The organism is Alphaproteobacteria bacterium, from assembly GCA_040220875.1.
In the GTDB taxonomy this organism is placed as follows: Bacteria; Pseudomonadota; Alphaproteobacteria; order JAVJVX01; family JAVJVX01; genus JAVJVX01.
Window position 1 is genome coordinate 274,083 of the sequence record JAVJVX010000003.1, and the last position, 14,691, is coordinate 288,773.

Below are 14,691 nucleotides of genomic sequence, written 5' to 3' on the forward strand. Positions count from 1 at the left end.
TTGAAAACCGGACATACACCTCTCCTGGATACGGTGGTGACGCCCGCCGACACCCGGACGTTCAGCCACGACCAGTTGAAACAGCTCGCCGACGAGCTTCGCAGCGAAACCGTCGACGCGGTCTCGGTCACTGGCGGACATCTGGGTGCCAGCCTTGGTGTGGTGGAACTCACCGTTGCCATACATCATGTGTTCAACACGCCCGATGACCGGCTCATCTGGGACGTAGGTCACCAGTCCTATCCGCACAAGATTTTGACCGGCCGGCGCGACCGGATTCGCACGCTGCGTCAGCCCGGCGGGCTCTACGGTTTTACCAAGCGCGCCGAAAGCGAATACGATCCCTTCGGCACGGCGCACAGTTCCACATCCATTTCGGCCGGGTTCGGCATGGCGGTGGCGCGCGATCTTCTCGGCAAGACCAACAACGTTATCAGCGTCATCGGCGATGGGGCGATGAGCGCGGGCATGGCCTATGAGGCGATGAACAATGCGGGCGATTCCGATTCGCGTCTCGTTGTCATCCTCAATGACAATGACATGTCCATCGCGCCGCCGGTCGGCGCAATGAGCGCCTATCTTTCGCGCCTGATTTCGTCAAAGCCCTATCGTTCGATCCGTCACGCGGCCAAGGAAGTCGCCAAGCGCTTCCCCCGCCCGCTGGAAAAAGCGGTCGAGCGGGTCGAGGAATATGCGCGCGGCATGGTGACCGGCGGCACGCTGTTCGAGGAGCTGGGTTTCTTTTACGTCGGGCCACTCGATGGCCATAATCTCGATCACCTTCTGCCGGTCCTGAGAAATGTCAGGGATTCCAAAGAGAAAGGCCCGGTCCTGGTCCATGTGGTGACGCAAAAGGGCAAGGGCTACGGGCCGGCCGAGGAATCGGCCGACAAGTATCACGGCGTCAGCAAGTTCGACGTGGTCACGGGCAAGCAGCAGAAGGCCAAGGCCAACGCGCCGGCCTACACGAAGGTGTTCGCCCAGTCTCTCATCAAGGAGGCGGAAAAAGACGAGAAGATCGTTGCGATCACGGCCGCGATGCCCTCGGGCACCGGCCTCGATCAGTTTGGCAAGGCTTTTCCGGATCGCACCTTCGACGTCGGCATCGCCGAGCAGCACGCGGTAACCTTCGCCGGCGGCCTGGCCACGGAAGGCATGAAGCCTTTTGCAGCAATCTACTCGACGTTCCTGCAGCGCGCCTACGATCAGGTCGTGCATGATATCGCCCTTCAAAGCCTGCCGGTGCGTTTCGCCATCGACCGGGCCGGGCTGGTGGGCGCCGACGGTCCCACCCATGCGGGCTCATACGACATCGCCTATCTGGGTTGCCTGCCGAACTTCGTTCTGATGGCCGCCAGTGACGAGGCGGAGCTCGTGCATATGGTGGCGACGGCGGCGGCCATCGACGACCGGCCGTCCGCCCTGCGTTATCCGCGCGGCGAGGGGATCGGCATTGAGTTGCCGGAATTCGGCGTGCCACTCGAAATCGGCAAGGGGCGGCTCGTGCGCGAGGGCAGCAAGGTGGCGATCCTGTCCTACGGCGCGCGGCTTCAGGAGGCGCTCGTGGCGGCGGAAGAGCTTGGCGCGAAGGGATTGTCCACCACGGTGGCCGATGCCCGTTTCACCAAGCCGCTCGACGAGGATCTGGTGCGCCGGCTGGCGCGCGAGCACGAAGTGCTGATCACGATCGAGGAGGGCGCCATCGGCGGGTTCGCGAGCCACGTCATGCAATTCCTGGCCTTGAACGGCGAGCTTGACCATGGCCTCAAGTTCCGTCCCATGACGCTTCCCGACAGGTTCATCAATCACGGCAAGCCCGATGGCATGTACGAAGATGCCGGGCTCAGGGCGCCCAACATCGTGTGCACTGCTCTGGCGGCGCTCGGTCGCGAGGCCGAAGTTGAAAGCCTGCTGAAGGCGGCGGCCGCGAAGTAGCCGGCGCGCCCTCGCCGTCATGGCGACAAGAAAGACGCCTTCCTCCAGACAACGGCCCCCGGACGGGGGCCGTTCGCGTTCGGGCGCTCATAAGCCCCGGAAAACACGTCTGGACGAGTTGCTGGTCGCTCGCGGCCTCGCACCCAGCCGGGCCAAGGCGCAGGCGCTCATCCGCGCGGGACAGGTGTTTGCCGGGACGGTCCGCCTCGACAAGCCGGGACATGGCGTGGGCGAGGACCTCGACCTGGAAGTCCGGGCGGCGCTCCCCTATGTCTCGCGCGGTGGGCTCAAGCTGGCCCACGCGATCGATCATTTCGGGTTCGACGCGAGCGGGCGCACGGCTCTCGACATTGGCGCCTCGACGGGCGGTTTCAGCGATGTCCTGCTGCAAAACGGGGCGCGACGGGTTTATGCGGTGGATGTCGGGCGGGGTCAACTCGACTGGGGTCTGCGCAACGATCCGCGCGTCATAGTGCTCGAAGGAGTGAACGCGCGCTATTTAAGCCGTCGGGAAGTCCCCGAGCCCATCGAGGCGCTCGTCTGCGACGCCAGCTTCATCGGCCTGAAAACAGTCTTGCCCGCAGCGCTCGACCTGGTCACGCCGGGTGGCTGGCTGGTGGCGCTGATCAAGCCCCAATTCGAGGTCGGCCGAGACAAGGTGGGCAAGAAGGGCGTGGTCCGTGACCCCGAATTGCACCGTTCGGTCTGTACCGATATCGAGGCCTGGCTGGCGGCCCGGCCTGGCTGGGCGGTCAGGGGGGTGACCGAAAGCCCCGTCACGGGGCCGGAAGGCAATCGCGAGTTCCTGATTGGCGCCGAGCGGGTGGGCTAGCGGCACTGCGCCTTGTGGCGCAGCCAGTGATCCGCCAGCACCACGGCCAACATCGCTTCCGCCACCGGGACGGCGCGGATGCCGACGCACGGGTCATGCCGGCCCTTCGTGCTGACATCGACATTCCGCCCGTCGCGGGTGACCGACTGCTTCGGATGCAGGATCGAGCTGGTCGGCTTGACCGCGAACCGCGCCACGAGGTCCTGGCCGGTGGATATACCGCCCAGAACTCCGCCCGCGTGATTGGTGCGGAACGTTACCTTCCCCCGCCGGCCGCGCATTTCGTCGGCATTTTCCTCGCCCGAGAGCAGCGCCGCCCCGAAGCCGTTGCCGATCTCCACGCCCTTGACGGCGTTCAGGCTCATCAGTGCCTTTGCGATATCGGCATCGAGCTTGTCGTAGACCGGTTCGCCCAGGCCGGGAATCATGCCGCTGACCCGGACTTCAATCACGGCGCCCGCGCTCGAACCCGCCTTGCGTACGCGCTCCAGATGTTTTTCCCAGACGGGAACGATATCGGCGTCCGGAGACCAGAAAGGGTTCTTGTTTACCTGTGCCCAATCCCAGTTGGCCGGCTCGATTCGGTGCTTGCCGATCTGGACGAGGGCCGCCCGGATTTTCAGCTTCGTGCCCAGCGCATCGCCGAGAACCTTGCGCGCGATCGCGCCGGCGGCGACGCGCATCGCGGTCTCCCTGGCCGAACTGCGCCCGCCGCCCCGGTAATCCCGGATTCCGTACTTGGCATCGTAAGTGTAATCGGCGTGGCCCGGTCGGAAGCGGTCCTTGATATCGCCGTAGTCCCGTGAGCGCTGGTCCGTATTCTCGATCAGCAGGCTGACGGGTGTGCCGGTGGTCTGTCCTTCGAAAACGCCGGACAGGATTTTTACCCGGTCCGGCTCCTGCCGCTGGGTGGTGAATTTGCTTTGTCCCGGCCGGCGCTTGTCGAGCCAGACCTGGATGTCTTTTTCGCTTAACGAAAGCCGGGGCGGGACGCCATCAACGACGCAGCCGATCGCCTCCCCGTGGCTTTCGCCCCAGGTGGTGAAGCGGAAAAGCTGGCCGAATGTGTTGCCGGGCATGGCCGCGCCTTTCTAAACCACCGAAATGTCGGGGGCGTCCGTGCGCTTCATACCGACAATGTTGTAGCCGCAATCGACGTGGTGGATTTCGCCGGTAACGCCCGAGGACAAGTCACTCACGAGATACAGGGCGCTGCCGCCCACCTCGTCGATCGAGACATTGCGCCGCAGGGGTGAGTTGTATTCGTTCCACTTCAGGATATAGCGAAAATCACCGATGCCCGAAGCCGCCAGGGTCTTGATCGGACCGGCAGAGATCGCGTTTACGCGGACCGCGCGATCGCCGAGATCCATGGCCAGATACTTGACGCTGGCCTCGAGTGCCGCCTTGGCCACGCCCATCACATTGTAATGCGGCATGACCCGTTCGGCGCCGAAATAGGTCAGCGTGACCATGCTGCCGCCGTCCCGCATGAGCGGCGCGGCGCGCCGGCAGCAGGCGGTGAACGAATAACACGAGATATCCATCGTCTGGCGGAAGTTCTCTCGCGTGGTATCGAGATAACCGCCCTTCAGTTCTTCCTTGTCGGAAAATGCGACTGCATGAACCAGGAAATCGAGTTTGCCCCATTCCTTTTCGACCGTGGCAAAGAGCTGGTCGAGGCTGGTCTCGTCGCCGACATCGCAGGGCAGCACCAGACTGGCGCCGAGCTGTTCCGCCAAGGGGCGGACGCGTTTTTCGAGCGCCGCATTCTGAAACGTCACGGCCAGATCGGCGCCCGCTTCCGCGATGGCCTTTGCAATGCCCCAGGCGATAGAGCGATCATTTGCTATGCCCAGGATGAGGCCCTTGCGGCCCGCCATGATTCCGCGTCCGTCGCTCATGTCGTCCCCGATTTTCCCCTGTCTGAGAGCCCGACCGGCCCTGTTGGATGGATTGCGCGGCATCCTACACGAAAGCTGCGGGGGCGGAACCCCCTGACCGGCCTCCGGCATGATTGCGGCATTTTGCCTAAATCGTTTATAAACAAGAAAATTTTGGAAGCCTGGCCAGGGGAGACAAGCCGATGCATGAGCGGTGGAAAGAGCGCCTGAGGGACGGGCTGTCCTTCCCCGCCTTCGTCCTGCGGCGGTTCGGGCAGGATGACTGCCTGCGCGTCGCCGCCTCTCTCAGCTACACGTCGCTGCTTGCCCTGGTGCCGCTCCTGACAATTGCGTTCGCCATCTTTTCGGCCTTTCCCGTCTTCGAGGAGGTCGAGGCGCAGGTCCGCACCGAGATCCTGGGCGTTCTGGTTCCCCATGCGGGGGCCAATATCGATTCCCACGTTGCCGCTTTCATCGACAACACCCGCAAGCTGACCGGGGTCGGCATCGCTGCTTTGGGCGTCACGGCCCTCTTGTTGTTCGTAACGATCGAGAACGCCTTCAATCGAATTTGGCGGGTCAAGCGCCCCCGGGGGATCCTGTTCCGGCTCACCACTTTCTGGGCAATCCTGACTCTGGCGCCGCTTCTGATCGGAGCCAGCCTGTCACTGAATGGCCAGTTGCAGGAAGCGGCCAGTGTCCTGGGCGCGGACCAGGTCGCCACGGCGGCGGGCCTCGGGCCACAGGGTGTATTGCGCCAGCTTATCCCGCTCGCTCTTCAGATAGCCGCCTTCAGCGTCATTTTCATTCTGCTCCCCAATCGGCGTGTGACTGCGCTGCACGCGGTCTCGGGCGCGGTGGTGGCGGCAGTATTTTTCCAGCTTCTCAAGTTCGGGTTCGGCCAGTATGTCCGCGGCGCCTCTTACGAAACCGTGTACGGCGCGCTGGCGACCCTGCCCCTGTTCCTGATCTGGATGTATCTGTCCTGGGCGGTGGTGTTGCTTGGTGCCGTGGTCACCGCCTCGGTGCCGGAATGGCGGATCGAGAAATATGCCGGCCGCGATATCTCGGGGCGTTATGCCGACAGGCTCGAGCGGACTCTCGCCGTGCTGGGAGCCTTGCGTCAGGCGCACCGGGCCGGCCGGCAGATCCGGGTGCCGGGTGTGGCGGCGGCCTCCGGCCTCAAGCGGGGGGTGGCGGAACGGACGCTTGAGACCCTGCAGGAAATCGACTGGGCGCGCGGCTTTTCGGCGGGCGCCTGGATGCTGGCCCGCGACCTGGGCGACGTCACGTTGAACGATCTTTGCGTCGCACTCGGCATGGGCATCCCCGAGGACAGTTTCCACCCCTTCCAGTCTCGCCAGGCCGAGCTCGACGCCTGGCGCCAGACCCTGCATCCGGTCCTCGATCAGGCGCGGCGCTCACAGCAGGAAACCCTGGGCATGAGCGTGGCCGAACTCCTCGATCGGCAGGCGAAGGACCGGACGGCCGGGGAAGAGGCGGCCCAGTAACGGCCGGGTTCAGGGCCGCCGCCCATGTTTTGCCAACCTCTCAAATGAGAGTGGGGGTCAGCTGACGATCTCCCAGCTCCCGTCGGGCTGCCGGCAGGCAGTGCCATACGCATTCTGGGTTTCGCCGCCAATCGTAACGGTCTGCTGAAATTCGCGGCAATAACGGCCGTCGTCGGTCCGATAGGTTTCGGTCGGCGTGACCGATCCGGAATGACCCGTGTCGGGGTTCGACCAGGTGCTCGACGCGCCGGTCCGGTTGGTCTCGAGGGCCGTCTGAGTCGCTCGCGCCGCTTTCTGGCGGTCAACCTCGTCCATGGTCTTGCCGATTTCGCTGCCGATCAGGGCGCCCAGCAGTGTGCCCGCGGCGGCGGCCGCGATCTTGCCGCTGCCGCCCCCGATCTGGGAGCCGGCCCACCCGCCGGCAGCGCCGCCGAGGACCGTGCCGAGGGTTTGTTTTTCCGAGCCGCGCTGGCAGGCGCCAAGGGCCGTGAGGGAGACGAGAACGACGCCGATCGTGGCGATTTTGGAAAGGCGGTTCATGGCTTTTGTTCCTCTTCGATGTGGGATCCTGGGGATACCGCGAACGCGAGGCGGTGGGCGGCCGGGCGTGGCGGCGGCGCTTTGCGTGCCTGAAGGAATCTGCTCAGGGCTTAATAACGGCTCTGGTCTCCTCTTCCGTCTATCGGGTAGAAAAAGAGGCGAAAGACAGGTCAGCCGGATTATGGGGGGCCGCCCCGAATTCTCCTGACAATCAGGGTCAGCGGCAAATTTGACCAAATCAAGGTAGGCTCGTGTCAATTTCGAGGTAGTCACCGGAATATCATGTCTATTCCCATGGACGCTAATCCCGTTGAACTCAGCAAGGCCTGGCTCGCTGAGGCCAGGACGGCCGAGCCCTATAATTACGATGCGGCGGCCCTGGCCACGGCCGATCAGGCGGGCAACCCGTCGGTGCGGATGGTGCTGCTCAAAGGCCTCGATGAGCGCGGCTTCGTCTTTTACACCAACAGCGAAAGCCGCAAGGGGCGCGAGCTGGCGGCGCGCCCGCGGGCTTCCCTGTGCTTTTACTGGAAAGCGCTGAAGCGCCAGATCCGCATCGAGGGCACGGTTGAAGTGGTCAGCGACCGCGAGGCGGACGCTTATTTCCAAAGCCGTCATCCCGACTCGCAGCTGGGTGCCTGGGCATCGGACCAGTCCCGCATACTGGAGAGCCGTGCCGCACTCGATGCGCGCATGGCGGACGTCAGAGACAGATTCAAAGCTGAAACGCAATCGGACCGGGTGCCCCGGCCACCTTACTGGTGGGGCTATCGCATTCGGCCGGAAAGAGTGGAGTTCTGGGTGGAAGGCCCATCCCGCCTTCATGATCGCGTCCTCTATACGGCCGAGGGCGATCCCGATCCGGCCGGCGCGACCCCGGTGGGCGGCTGGCTCAGCGAGCGGCTTTATCCATGACCGATCTGGCCGACGATGCCGGGCCAGGCGATCCCCGCGCCGGCGAGCGGCTGTTGCGCCGGGCCACCTATCTGGCGGTCGGCGTCGCGCTGCTCCTGGCCGCGGTCAAGGCGGTCGCCTGGTTCCTGACCGGGTCGGTCAGCCTGCTGTCGTCCTTCATCGACAGTCTGCTCGACGCGGTGGCTTCGGCCGTGAACCTGATTGCCGTGCGTGAGGCGCTGCGGCCGGCCACCGCCGCCTACCGTTTCGGCCGCGGCAAGCTTGAGCCGATGGCCGGTCTGTTTCAGGCGGCCTTTATCAGCGGCTCCGCCTTGCTTCTTTTCTCGGAAGCGATCGAACGCCTGGTGGAGCCTGAACCGATACGGGCCGGCGGCTTCGGGATCGCCGTCATGTTGTTTTCAATCGTGGCAACGGTTGCGCTGGTATGGTTTCAGCGCCACGTGGTCCGCCGGACAAAATCGCTCGCGATCAGCGCCGATTCTCTCCACTACACAGGGGACTTGCTGGCCAATTCGGCGGTCATCATCGCCATTCTGCTGACCACCCAGCTGGGCTGGCATATGGCCGATCCGATTTTCGGACTCGGGATTGCCGGCTACATTCTCTACAATGCGTGGCGGATCGCGGTGCGCGCCTTCCAGATGCTCCTCGATCGTGAGCTCGACGAGGCGGATCGCGATAAAATACGCGCCATCGCCATGTCCCATCCCGAAGTAATGGCTCTGCACGACCTGCGAACCCGCGCCGCCGGCCCCGACGTGTTTATTCAGTTTCATCTGGAAATGCCGCCCGACCTGCGCCTGATCAGGGCACATGACATCGCCGATCGGGTGGAGCGAGAGATCTTGCGCGAGTTCCCCAACGCCGAAGTCATCATTCACGAGGATCCGGCAGGTATATTCGAGCCGCATCAGTCCTTTCTGCGCGACCGCCGGCGCTAGACCGGCCGAGGAGGACCCATGACCACATCCCCCGATCAGCCGGCGCCGGCCCGGAACGCGCCCGGCGTTCAGACCATCGTGCTCACGGGCGCCAGCCGCGGTATCGGCCATGCCACGGTCAAGCGGTTCAGCCGTCAGGGCTGGCGTATCATCACCTGCAGTCGTGACGCGGTTCCACCCGAATGCAAGATGGACCCGAACTGGGCGCATCATATCTCGGCCGATCTTTCCGAAGAGGCGGGGATCGAGACTTTTCTCGCGGAGGTGGGCGAGCACCTGGCCGGCGCGCCGCTGCATGCGCTGGTCAATAATGCCGCCGTCTCGCCCAAGACCCCGTATCAGGAAAGGCTCGGTTGCCTGAACGGTGATATTGCGGAATGGCGGCGAGTGTTCGAGCTGAATTTCTTCACGCCTCTCATTCTGGCGCGGCGCCTGGCCAAGCCGCTTAGGGAGGGCAAGGGTGTGATCGTCAATATCACCTCGATCGCGGGACATGCGATCCACCCGTTCGCGGGATCGGCTTACAGCGTATCCAAGGCTGCCTTGTCCGCGCTTACGCGCGAACTCGCGGTCGAGATGGCGGAGCTGGGCGTGCGGGTCAACGCGGTGGCGCCGGGCGAAATCGAAACGGAGATGCTGTCGCCCGAAACGGAGGTCCTGATCCCGCGAATTCCGATGCATCGGCTGGGGACGCCGGAAGACGTGGCAGGGACGGTCTATTATCTGTGTTCGGCCGATGCCGGCTATGTCACGGGTTCGGAGATTTTTGTCACCGGCGGCCAGCACCTGTACTGAGGGATGTCCCGGCGCGCTACTGCCCGCCCTTGCGCCGGGCGGCTTCGCAAAGCCAGGCCAGTCGTGCTTCGGCGAAGGCGATTTCGTGATCCAGCCAGGCACCCAGATGGCCGCCGTCGCCGGCATCGCAAGCGCGCAGATCGGACAGTCGGGCGACCTCGCCCTCGTAAGCCTCTGCCATCAGATCGAACTGTGCCGCCTGCTCTCCGTCCGGCAGCAGGTGAAGGAATCTGATCTTGAGTCCCATGACGAGCTTGTTGAGGTCGTTAGCGAGCGGGCGCACGTTCGACCCGAGCAGGCGTATCAGCTCGACCCGCCCGTCGGCCGTGAGCTCCAGCGGCGCATCTGCCGACTCGTCCCTGGCCGCGACGAAACCCTCGTATTTGAGAAGCTCGATGGACGTGCCCAGCAGTTCGAGCGATGGCCCCATTACGCGGCTGATGAAATAGCGCACTTCGGCCGCGAGCTCGGCGTAGCTGCGGGGCCCCTGCGTCAGCATGCCAAGCGCTGCCAGCCGGATGGCTTCCGTCGGTATGAGCGTATTGTCACGAAGCATTGTCTGTTTGCTCCCGAGTGGCTACGCCGCTTTTTCGATCCTGAGCCGTGTCCAGACGTGCTGCAGCGCGTCCACCAGCTCGTCCATCATGTCGTCGGTGTGAAGCGGGCTCGGCGTAAACCGAAGCCGCTCGGTGCCGCGTGGCACCGTCGGATAATTGATTGGTTGCACATAGATGCCATGATCGGACAGCAACTCGTCGCTGGCCTGCTTGCAGAGCCGCGCGTCACACACCATCACCGGCACGATATGGCTGGCCGACGGCAGCACCGGAATTCCGGCGCCCGCCAGCCGGTCCTTCAGCATCTGCGCCCGCTCCTGATGGTGCTGGCGCAATTCATCGTGAGCCTTGAGATGGCGAACGGCGGCGAGCGCGCCGGCCGCGATGCCGGGCGGCAGGGCTGTGGTGAAGATGAAGCCTGACGCATAGCTTCGCACAAAATCCACCAGGCTGGCGGAGGCCGCGATATAGCCGCCGATCACCCCGAAGGCCTTGGCCAGCGTCCCCTGAATGATGTCGATCTCGTCCGCCAGGCCGTCGCGCTCGGCAATGCCACCACCCTGGGGCCCGTAAAGCCCGACCGCGTGCACTTCGTCCAGATAGGTCAGCGCGTTATAGGTCTTTGCCAACTCGATGAGGTCGCCGATCGGGGCGATGTCGCCATCCATCGAATAGACAGATTCGAAAGCGATGATCTTGGGACGGTCCGGATCCGCCGTCGCCAGCAACTCGCGCAGATGCGTTACGTCGTTGTGGCGAAAGACCCTTTTTTCGGCCCGGCTATAGCGCACGCCGTGGATCATGGAGGCGTGGTTGCACTCGTCTGAAAAAAGGATGCAGTCGGGCAGCAGGCCGCCCAGCGTGCTCAATGTCGCTTCGTTCGCCATGTAGCCGGAATTGAACAGGAGCGCGGCTTCCTTGTTGTGCAGCGAGGACAACTCCTCCTCGAGCAGCACATGGTAATGGTTGGTGCCGGCGATATTGCGCGTGCCGCCGGCGCCGGCGCCGGCGCGGTCGATGGCTTCCTTCATCGCCGTCAGCACGACCGGATGCTGGCCCATGCCGAGATAGTCGTTGGAGCACCACACCCGGATCGGGCGGGTCGCGTCACGGTGGTGATTGACAGCCTTCGGGAAGTGGCCGGCCTGGCGTTCGATATCGGCAAAGACGCGGTAACGGCCCTCGCGCTTCAGTGCGTCGATCTTTTCGGCGAAAAACGCCTCATAATCCATCATCGATTCGTCCGACCCGTCCGTTTCGTGCCCGCGGCCGTGATTCCAGGCTGCCCCAGCCCCGAAACCCGGCGGAAATCCATGGCCCGATCCATGGACGGTTTCCCGATTGGCCTAGAGCCTAACTTATAAGGCCAAGGCGCCCCGGTTCCAATGTTTTGACGCAACAGGGCAAAGATTTGCTTAATTCGGCCAGGTTGTGTCCCGCTGCGCCCCGATTTTGCCGCGTTGGGCCGGCTTTTTTGCCTATTTTGCGCCCATATCGTCGAGACCTTGCGTGAGCCGGTCGAAAAGCGCGTCAATTTGTCCCGGCTCGATGATGAGTGGCGGACAGATGGCCAGAACGTCGCCAATGGCCCGAACGATGACCCCGCGCGCCTGTGCGGCCGCTGCCGCCTGGAGGCCCGTCAACGCCTTGGGATCAAAGGGTGTCTTGCCGGCCTTGTCGGCCACCAGCTCCACCGCGCCGATCAGCCCGACCCCGCGCGCCTCGCCCACGAGCGGATGATCGCCGAGGGCCCGCAAGCGGGCCTGGAAATGCGGGATGATGTCGCGCACATGGGACAGGGTGTCCCGCTCCTCGTAAATTTTCAGGGTTTCCAGTGCCACTGCGGCGGAAAGCGGGTGGGCGGAATAGGTGAAGCCATGACCAAACACGCCGATTTTCCCGCTTTGCTCGACCAGGATATCGAAAATGTCCTCGGTAATGGCGAGGGCCGAGATCGGCGCGTAGCCGGACGACAACGCCTTGGCCATGGTGATCATGTCGGGGCGAATATCGTAAGTCTCGAAGCCGAACTTGTTGCCTGTCCGGCCAAAGCCGCAGATCACCTCGTCGCAGACGAAAAGCACATCGTGCTTGCGCAACACTTTCTGCACTTTGTCGAAATAGGTTCTGGGTGGGACGATCACGCCGCCCGCCCCCATGACCGGCTCGGCAAAAAAGGCCGCGACGGTCTCGGGGCCCTCGGCCTCGATCAGCTTGTCCAGGTTTTCCGCCAGCCGCGTCGCGAAGGCCTCCTCGTCCTCGCCTGTCTCGGCGAAACGGTAATGGTGCGGGCAGTCGGTATGCAGGATGTTGGCGATGGGCACGTCGAAATCGCGCTGTATGGGCGCCAGCGCCGTCAGGCTGGAACTGGCCACGGTGACCCCGTGATAGGCCCGCTGGCGCGAAATGATCTTCTTTTTTTCCGGGTGGCCCCGGCCGTTGTTGTAGTACCAGGCGAGCTTGATCGCCGTGTCCACGGCCTCGGATCCCGAATTGGCGAAAAAGACCTTCGACATGTCGGCCGGGATATAGTCGATGAGCTTTTCGGCCAGCTCGATCCCGACATCATGCGCCTTGCTGCCGAAATTATGGTAGTAGGGCAGGGTCTCGAGCTGGCGCGTGGCGGCGGCCACCAGCCGGGGTTCGTTAAAGCCGAGTGACGTGCACCACAATCCGGCAAGCCCTTCGATATAGGCCTTGCCGTCTTCGTCGAAAACCTCGACCCCGTTGCCTCGGACAACGATGAACGGCCCTTTTTCGAGGTGCATTTTCAGGTTCGTCTGCGGATGCAGCAGGTTGCGCAGATCGCGGCTGGCGAGAGAATTTCCGGGTTGGGTCATGGTGCACCTTGGTTGCTCAACTTTATCAAAATCCCTCGAGACGTTAGGCCGGGGCGGAGGCCTGCGCCAGCGCTGACATCAAGTGTCAACTCCCCCAAATTGGACACAGGTTTTCCCCCGTTTTTTCCACAAGAATCTGGCCGCCACGGCAGGCCCCGGCCTTGTTTGAGCCATATTCGTCCGTAGGATTAGTCTCCTGCCAGACACGCTTGCGAATGGTCGGCGAGGGCACGGGACAGGGCGATGACAGAATCCGAGATCGATATCGAACGGGCCATGCACGACGCCGAATACCGGCGCCGGATCCTGCCCCAACTCGGCGCCGAGTCGGCGGCCGTCGCGAAAGCGGCCCCGCAACCGCAAGACCGCTGCGCCGGCTCACCGGCCCACGACGCAAAGGGACCGCCGCGCGACTAGGCAGCGCTGTCTTTGTGGCGCGTCCGGGCTCATCCGGCCCGCTGGCGTCAGTCCCGGCCATAGGTGTCATCGAGACGCTCGATATCGTCCTCCCCGAGATAGCCGCCCGATTGGACCTCGATCAGCTTCAGCGGCACCTTGCCCCGGTTTTCGAGCCGATGGACGGTGCCGATCGGGATGAAGGTCGATTGATTCTCGAACACTTCGAATTCTTTCTCGCCATTGGTGACATAGGCCGTGCCTGCCACTACCACCCAATGCTCGGCGCGGTGCATGTGGCGCTGCAGGCTGAGCTTGGCGCCGGGCTTGACCATGATCTGTTTGACCTGAAAACGGGGCCCGTCGTCGATCCCCTGATAGTACCCCCAGGGTCGGTAAACCCGCGTATGGAAGGAGGCCTCCGGCCGGCCTGACCTGCGGAGGTCCTCGACCAGTTGTTTGACATCCTGGGCATGATCCTTGTGGGCGACCAGCGTGACATCATCGGTAGAGACGATAACAAGATCACGGACGCCCAGCGCCGCCACCAGCCGCTTGTCCGAGCGGACATAGCTGTCGTGCACATCCCTCAATTGCACATCGCCGAGCACCGTGTTGCCGGCGCTGTCCGTTTCCGCGATCTCGGCGAGCGCGGTCCAGGATCCGACATCGCTCCACCCCAGCTCCACCGGCAGGACAGCCGCCCGGTCGGTGCGTTCCATCACCGCGTGATCGATGGCAAGGCCCGGAATCCGGCTGAATGCGTCTTCGTCCAGGCGGAGGAAGTCGAGATCCTGGCGCCGCGCCGCGAACGCGTCCTGTGCACCGGCAAGGATTGCGGGCTCGAACCGCTCAAGCTCCTCGAGGTAACGTCCGGCGTCAAAGAGGAACATGCCGCTGTTCCAGCTCCAGTCGCCCTCGGCGAGATAGGACTCGGCCGTGGCCTGGTCGGGCTTCTCGCGAAATACCGCCACACGCCGGCAGCCCGGTGCCGCCGCCAGTTCCTCGCCCGCCCGAATATAGCCATATCCTGTTTCCGCCCTGTCGGGCGCGATGCCAAACGTAACCAGCGCGCCGGTTTCGGCCGCGCGCGCCGCCGTTTCGATAGCCCCGAGAAAGGCCTCCTCCTGGCGGATGATATGGTCCGAGGGCAGGACAAGGAGCATCGCGTCATCCGCCGTTTCACGCGCGAAAAGCGCGGCAACGGCGATCGCGGGCGCAGTGTTGCGGCCGACGGGCTCAAGGATGATCGCCTCGGGTGTGATGTCCACCTGACGCAGTTGCTCGGCCACGATGAAACGATGCTCGTCATTGCAGATGACAAGCGGGCGGGAGAAAAGCCGGGCGTCCGACACCCTGAGGCCGGTGTCCTGCAACAGGCTCCGGTCGGAGACGAGGGGCAGAAGCTGCTTGGGGTAATGGGCGCGCGACAATGGCCAGAGCCGGCTGCCCGATCCTCCCGACAGGATTACCGGAATAATCGGCGCCACGATCTTTTCCCCCTCTTGTTCTTGTTGCGGGCGGCGGCCGGGCCCGGACTTTCCGG

General features: G+C 63.8%; 14 protein-coding genes. 7 read left to right on the top strand and 7 right to left on the bottom strand.

The window, feature by feature from the left end; all coding sequences use genetic code 11:
* Both dxs and RLQ26_01395 read left to right on the top strand, forming a co-directional pair.
* Complete coding sequence (gene dxs, locus RLQ26_01390) at positions 1-1,935, top strand: 1-deoxy-D-xylulose-5-phosphate synthase (protein MEQ9087378.1); 1,935 nt, start codon at positions 1-3, stop codon at positions 1,933-1,935.
* Positions 1,936-2,053: 118 nt separating this feature from the next.
* Entirely contained in the window at positions 2,054-2,767 is a 714-nt protein-coding gene (locus RLQ26_01395) for a TlyA family RNA methyltransferase (protein MEQ9087379.1), read from the top strand.
* Here RLQ26_01395 and aroC read toward each other — a convergent pair.
* Both aroC and fabI read right to left on the bottom strand, forming a co-directional pair.
* On the bottom strand, positions 2,764-3,846 hold the full coding sequence (gene aroC / locus RLQ26_01400; GenBank protein MEQ9087380.1) for a chorismate synthase: 1,083 nt from the start codon (positions 3,844-3,846) through the stop codon (positions 2,764-2,766). The genes RLQ26_01395 and aroC overlap by 4 nt on opposite strands.
* A 12-nt stretch (positions 3,847-3,858) precedes the next feature.
* Positions 3,859-4,671, bottom strand: a complete 813-nt coding sequence (gene fabI / locus RLQ26_01405; GenBank protein MEQ9087381.1) for an enoyl-ACP reductase FabI — start codon at positions 4,669-4,671, stop codon at positions 3,859-3,861.
* 182 nt (positions 4,672-4,853) lie between these two features.
* Between fabI and RLQ26_01410 the strand changes: the two genes are divergently transcribed.
* Positions 4,854-6,161: a YihY family inner membrane protein gene (locus tag RLQ26_01410; protein ID MEQ9087382.1), complete on the top strand. Its 1,308-nt coding sequence runs from the start codon at positions 4,854-4,856 to the stop codon at positions 6,159-6,161.
* Between the two features lie 57 nt (positions 6,162-6,218).
* On the opposite strand, the gene RLQ26_01415 is transcribed toward RLQ26_01410, so the two are convergent.
* Entirely contained in the window at positions 6,219-6,701 is a 483-nt protein-coding gene (locus RLQ26_01415) for an RT0821/Lpp0805 family surface protein (protein MEQ9087383.1), read from the bottom strand.
* Positions 6,702-6,983: 282 nt separating this feature from the next.
* On the opposite strand from RLQ26_01415, the gene pdxH reads away from it, so the two are divergent.
* The 3 genes from pdxH to RLQ26_01430 are packed head-to-tail and all read left to right on the top strand — an operon-like array spanning position 6,984 to position 9,352.
* On the top strand, positions 6,984-7,616 hold the full coding sequence (pdxH, locus tag RLQ26_01420; GenBank protein MEQ9087384.1) for a pyridoxamine 5'-phosphate oxidase: 633 nt from the start codon (positions 6,984-6,986) through the stop codon (positions 7,614-7,616).
* On the top strand, positions 7,613-8,557 hold the full coding sequence (locus tag RLQ26_01425) for a cation diffusion facilitator family transporter (GenBank protein ID MEQ9087385.1): 945 nt from the start codon (positions 7,613-7,615) through the stop codon (positions 8,555-8,557). The genes pdxH and RLQ26_01425 overlap by 4 nt, the downstream gene beginning before the upstream one ends.
* 18 nt (positions 8,558-8,575) lie before the next feature.
* Entirely contained in the window at positions 8,576-9,352 is a 777-nt protein-coding gene (locus RLQ26_01430; GenBank protein ID MEQ9087386.1) for an SDR family oxidoreductase, read from the top strand.
* Positions 9,353-9,368: 16 nt separating this feature from the next.
* Here the strand turns inward: RLQ26_01430 and RLQ26_01435 are convergent, their stop codons facing one another.
* The 3 genes from RLQ26_01435 to RLQ26_01445 all read right to left on the bottom strand — a co-directional run bounded on the left by RLQ26_01435 (position 9,369) and on the right by RLQ26_01445 (position 12,749).
* The gene (locus RLQ26_01435) at positions 9,369-9,908 is read right to left on the bottom strand and encodes a hypothetical protein (GenBank protein ID MEQ9087387.1); all 540 of its coding nucleotides are present in this window, start codon (positions 9,906-9,908) and stop codon (positions 9,369-9,371) included.
* Positions 9,909-9,929: 21 nt separating this feature from the next.
* On the bottom strand, positions 9,930-11,141 hold the full coding sequence (gene hemA, locus RLQ26_01440; GenBank protein ID MEQ9087388.1) for a 5-aminolevulinate synthase: 1,212 nt from the start codon (positions 11,139-11,141) through the stop codon (positions 9,930-9,932).
* A 246-nt stretch (positions 11,142-11,387) separates the two neighbouring features.
* Positions 11,388-12,749 carry an aspartate aminotransferase family protein gene (locus tag RLQ26_01445; protein ID MEQ9087389.1) on the bottom strand — a complete coding sequence of 454 codons (1,362 nt, stop codon included), beginning with the start codon at positions 12,747-12,749 and terminating at the stop codon, positions 11,388-11,390.
* A gap of 243 nt (positions 12,750-12,992) precedes the next feature.
* Here RLQ26_01445 and RLQ26_01450 point away from each other — a divergent pair, with 243 nt between their 5' ends.
* Positions 12,993-13,166 carry a hypothetical protein gene (locus RLQ26_01450; protein ID MEQ9087390.1) on the top strand — a complete coding sequence of 58 codons (174 nt, stop codon included), beginning with the start codon at positions 12,993-12,995 and terminating at the stop codon, positions 13,164-13,166.
* A 47-nt stretch (positions 13,167-13,213) separates the two neighbouring features.
* Here the strand turns inward: RLQ26_01450 and RLQ26_01455 are convergent, their stop codons facing one another.
* Positions 13,214-14,635, bottom strand: a complete 1,422-nt coding sequence (locus tag RLQ26_01455; protein ID MEQ9087391.1) for a mannose-1-phosphate guanylyltransferase/mannose-6-phosphate isomerase — start codon at positions 14,633-14,635, stop codon at positions 13,214-13,216.
* Positions 14,636-14,691 lie beyond the last annotated feature (56 nt).

Coding starts and splice junctions, on each gene's coding strand:
- RLQ26_01445 (MEQ9087389.1), bottom strand. CDS start 12,749: ATGACCCAACCCGGAAATTCTCTCGCCAGCCGCGATCTGCGCAACCTG.
- RLQ26_01425 (MEQ9087385.1), top strand. CDS start 7,613: ATGACCGATCTGGCCGACGATGCCGGGCCAGGCGATCCCCGCGCCGGC.
- RLQ26_01435 (MEQ9087387.1), bottom strand. CDS start 9,908: ATGCTTCGTGACAATACGCTCATACCGACGGAAGCCATCCGGCTGGCA.
- RLQ26_01450 (MEQ9087390.1), top strand. CDS start 12,993: ATGACAGAATCCGAGATCGATATCGAACGGGCCATGCACGACGCCGAA.
- RLQ26_01430 (MEQ9087386.1), top strand. CDS start 8,576: ATGACCACATCCCCCGATCAGCCGGCGCCGGCCCGGAACGCGCCCGGC.
- hemA (MEQ9087388.1), bottom strand. CDS start 11,141: ATGGATTATGAGGCGTTTTTCGCCGAAAAGATCGACGCACTGAAGCGC.
- pdxH (MEQ9087384.1), top strand. CDS start 6,984: ATGTCTATTCCCATGGACGCTAATCCCGTTGAACTCAGCAAGGCCTGG.
- fabI (MEQ9087381.1), bottom strand. CDS start 4,671: ATGAGCGACGGACGCGGAATCATGGCGGGCCGCAAGGGCCTCATCCTG.
- aroC (MEQ9087380.1), bottom strand. CDS start 3,846: ATGCCCGGCAACACATTCGGCCAGCTTTTCCGCTTCACCACCTGGGGC.
- RLQ26_01410 (MEQ9087382.1), top strand. CDS start 4,854: ATGCATGAGCGGTGGAAAGAGCGCCTGAGGGACGGGCTGTCCTTCCCC.
- RLQ26_01415 (MEQ9087383.1), bottom strand. CDS start 6,701: ATGAACCGCCTTTCCAAAATCGCCACGATCGGCGTCGTTCTCGTCTCC.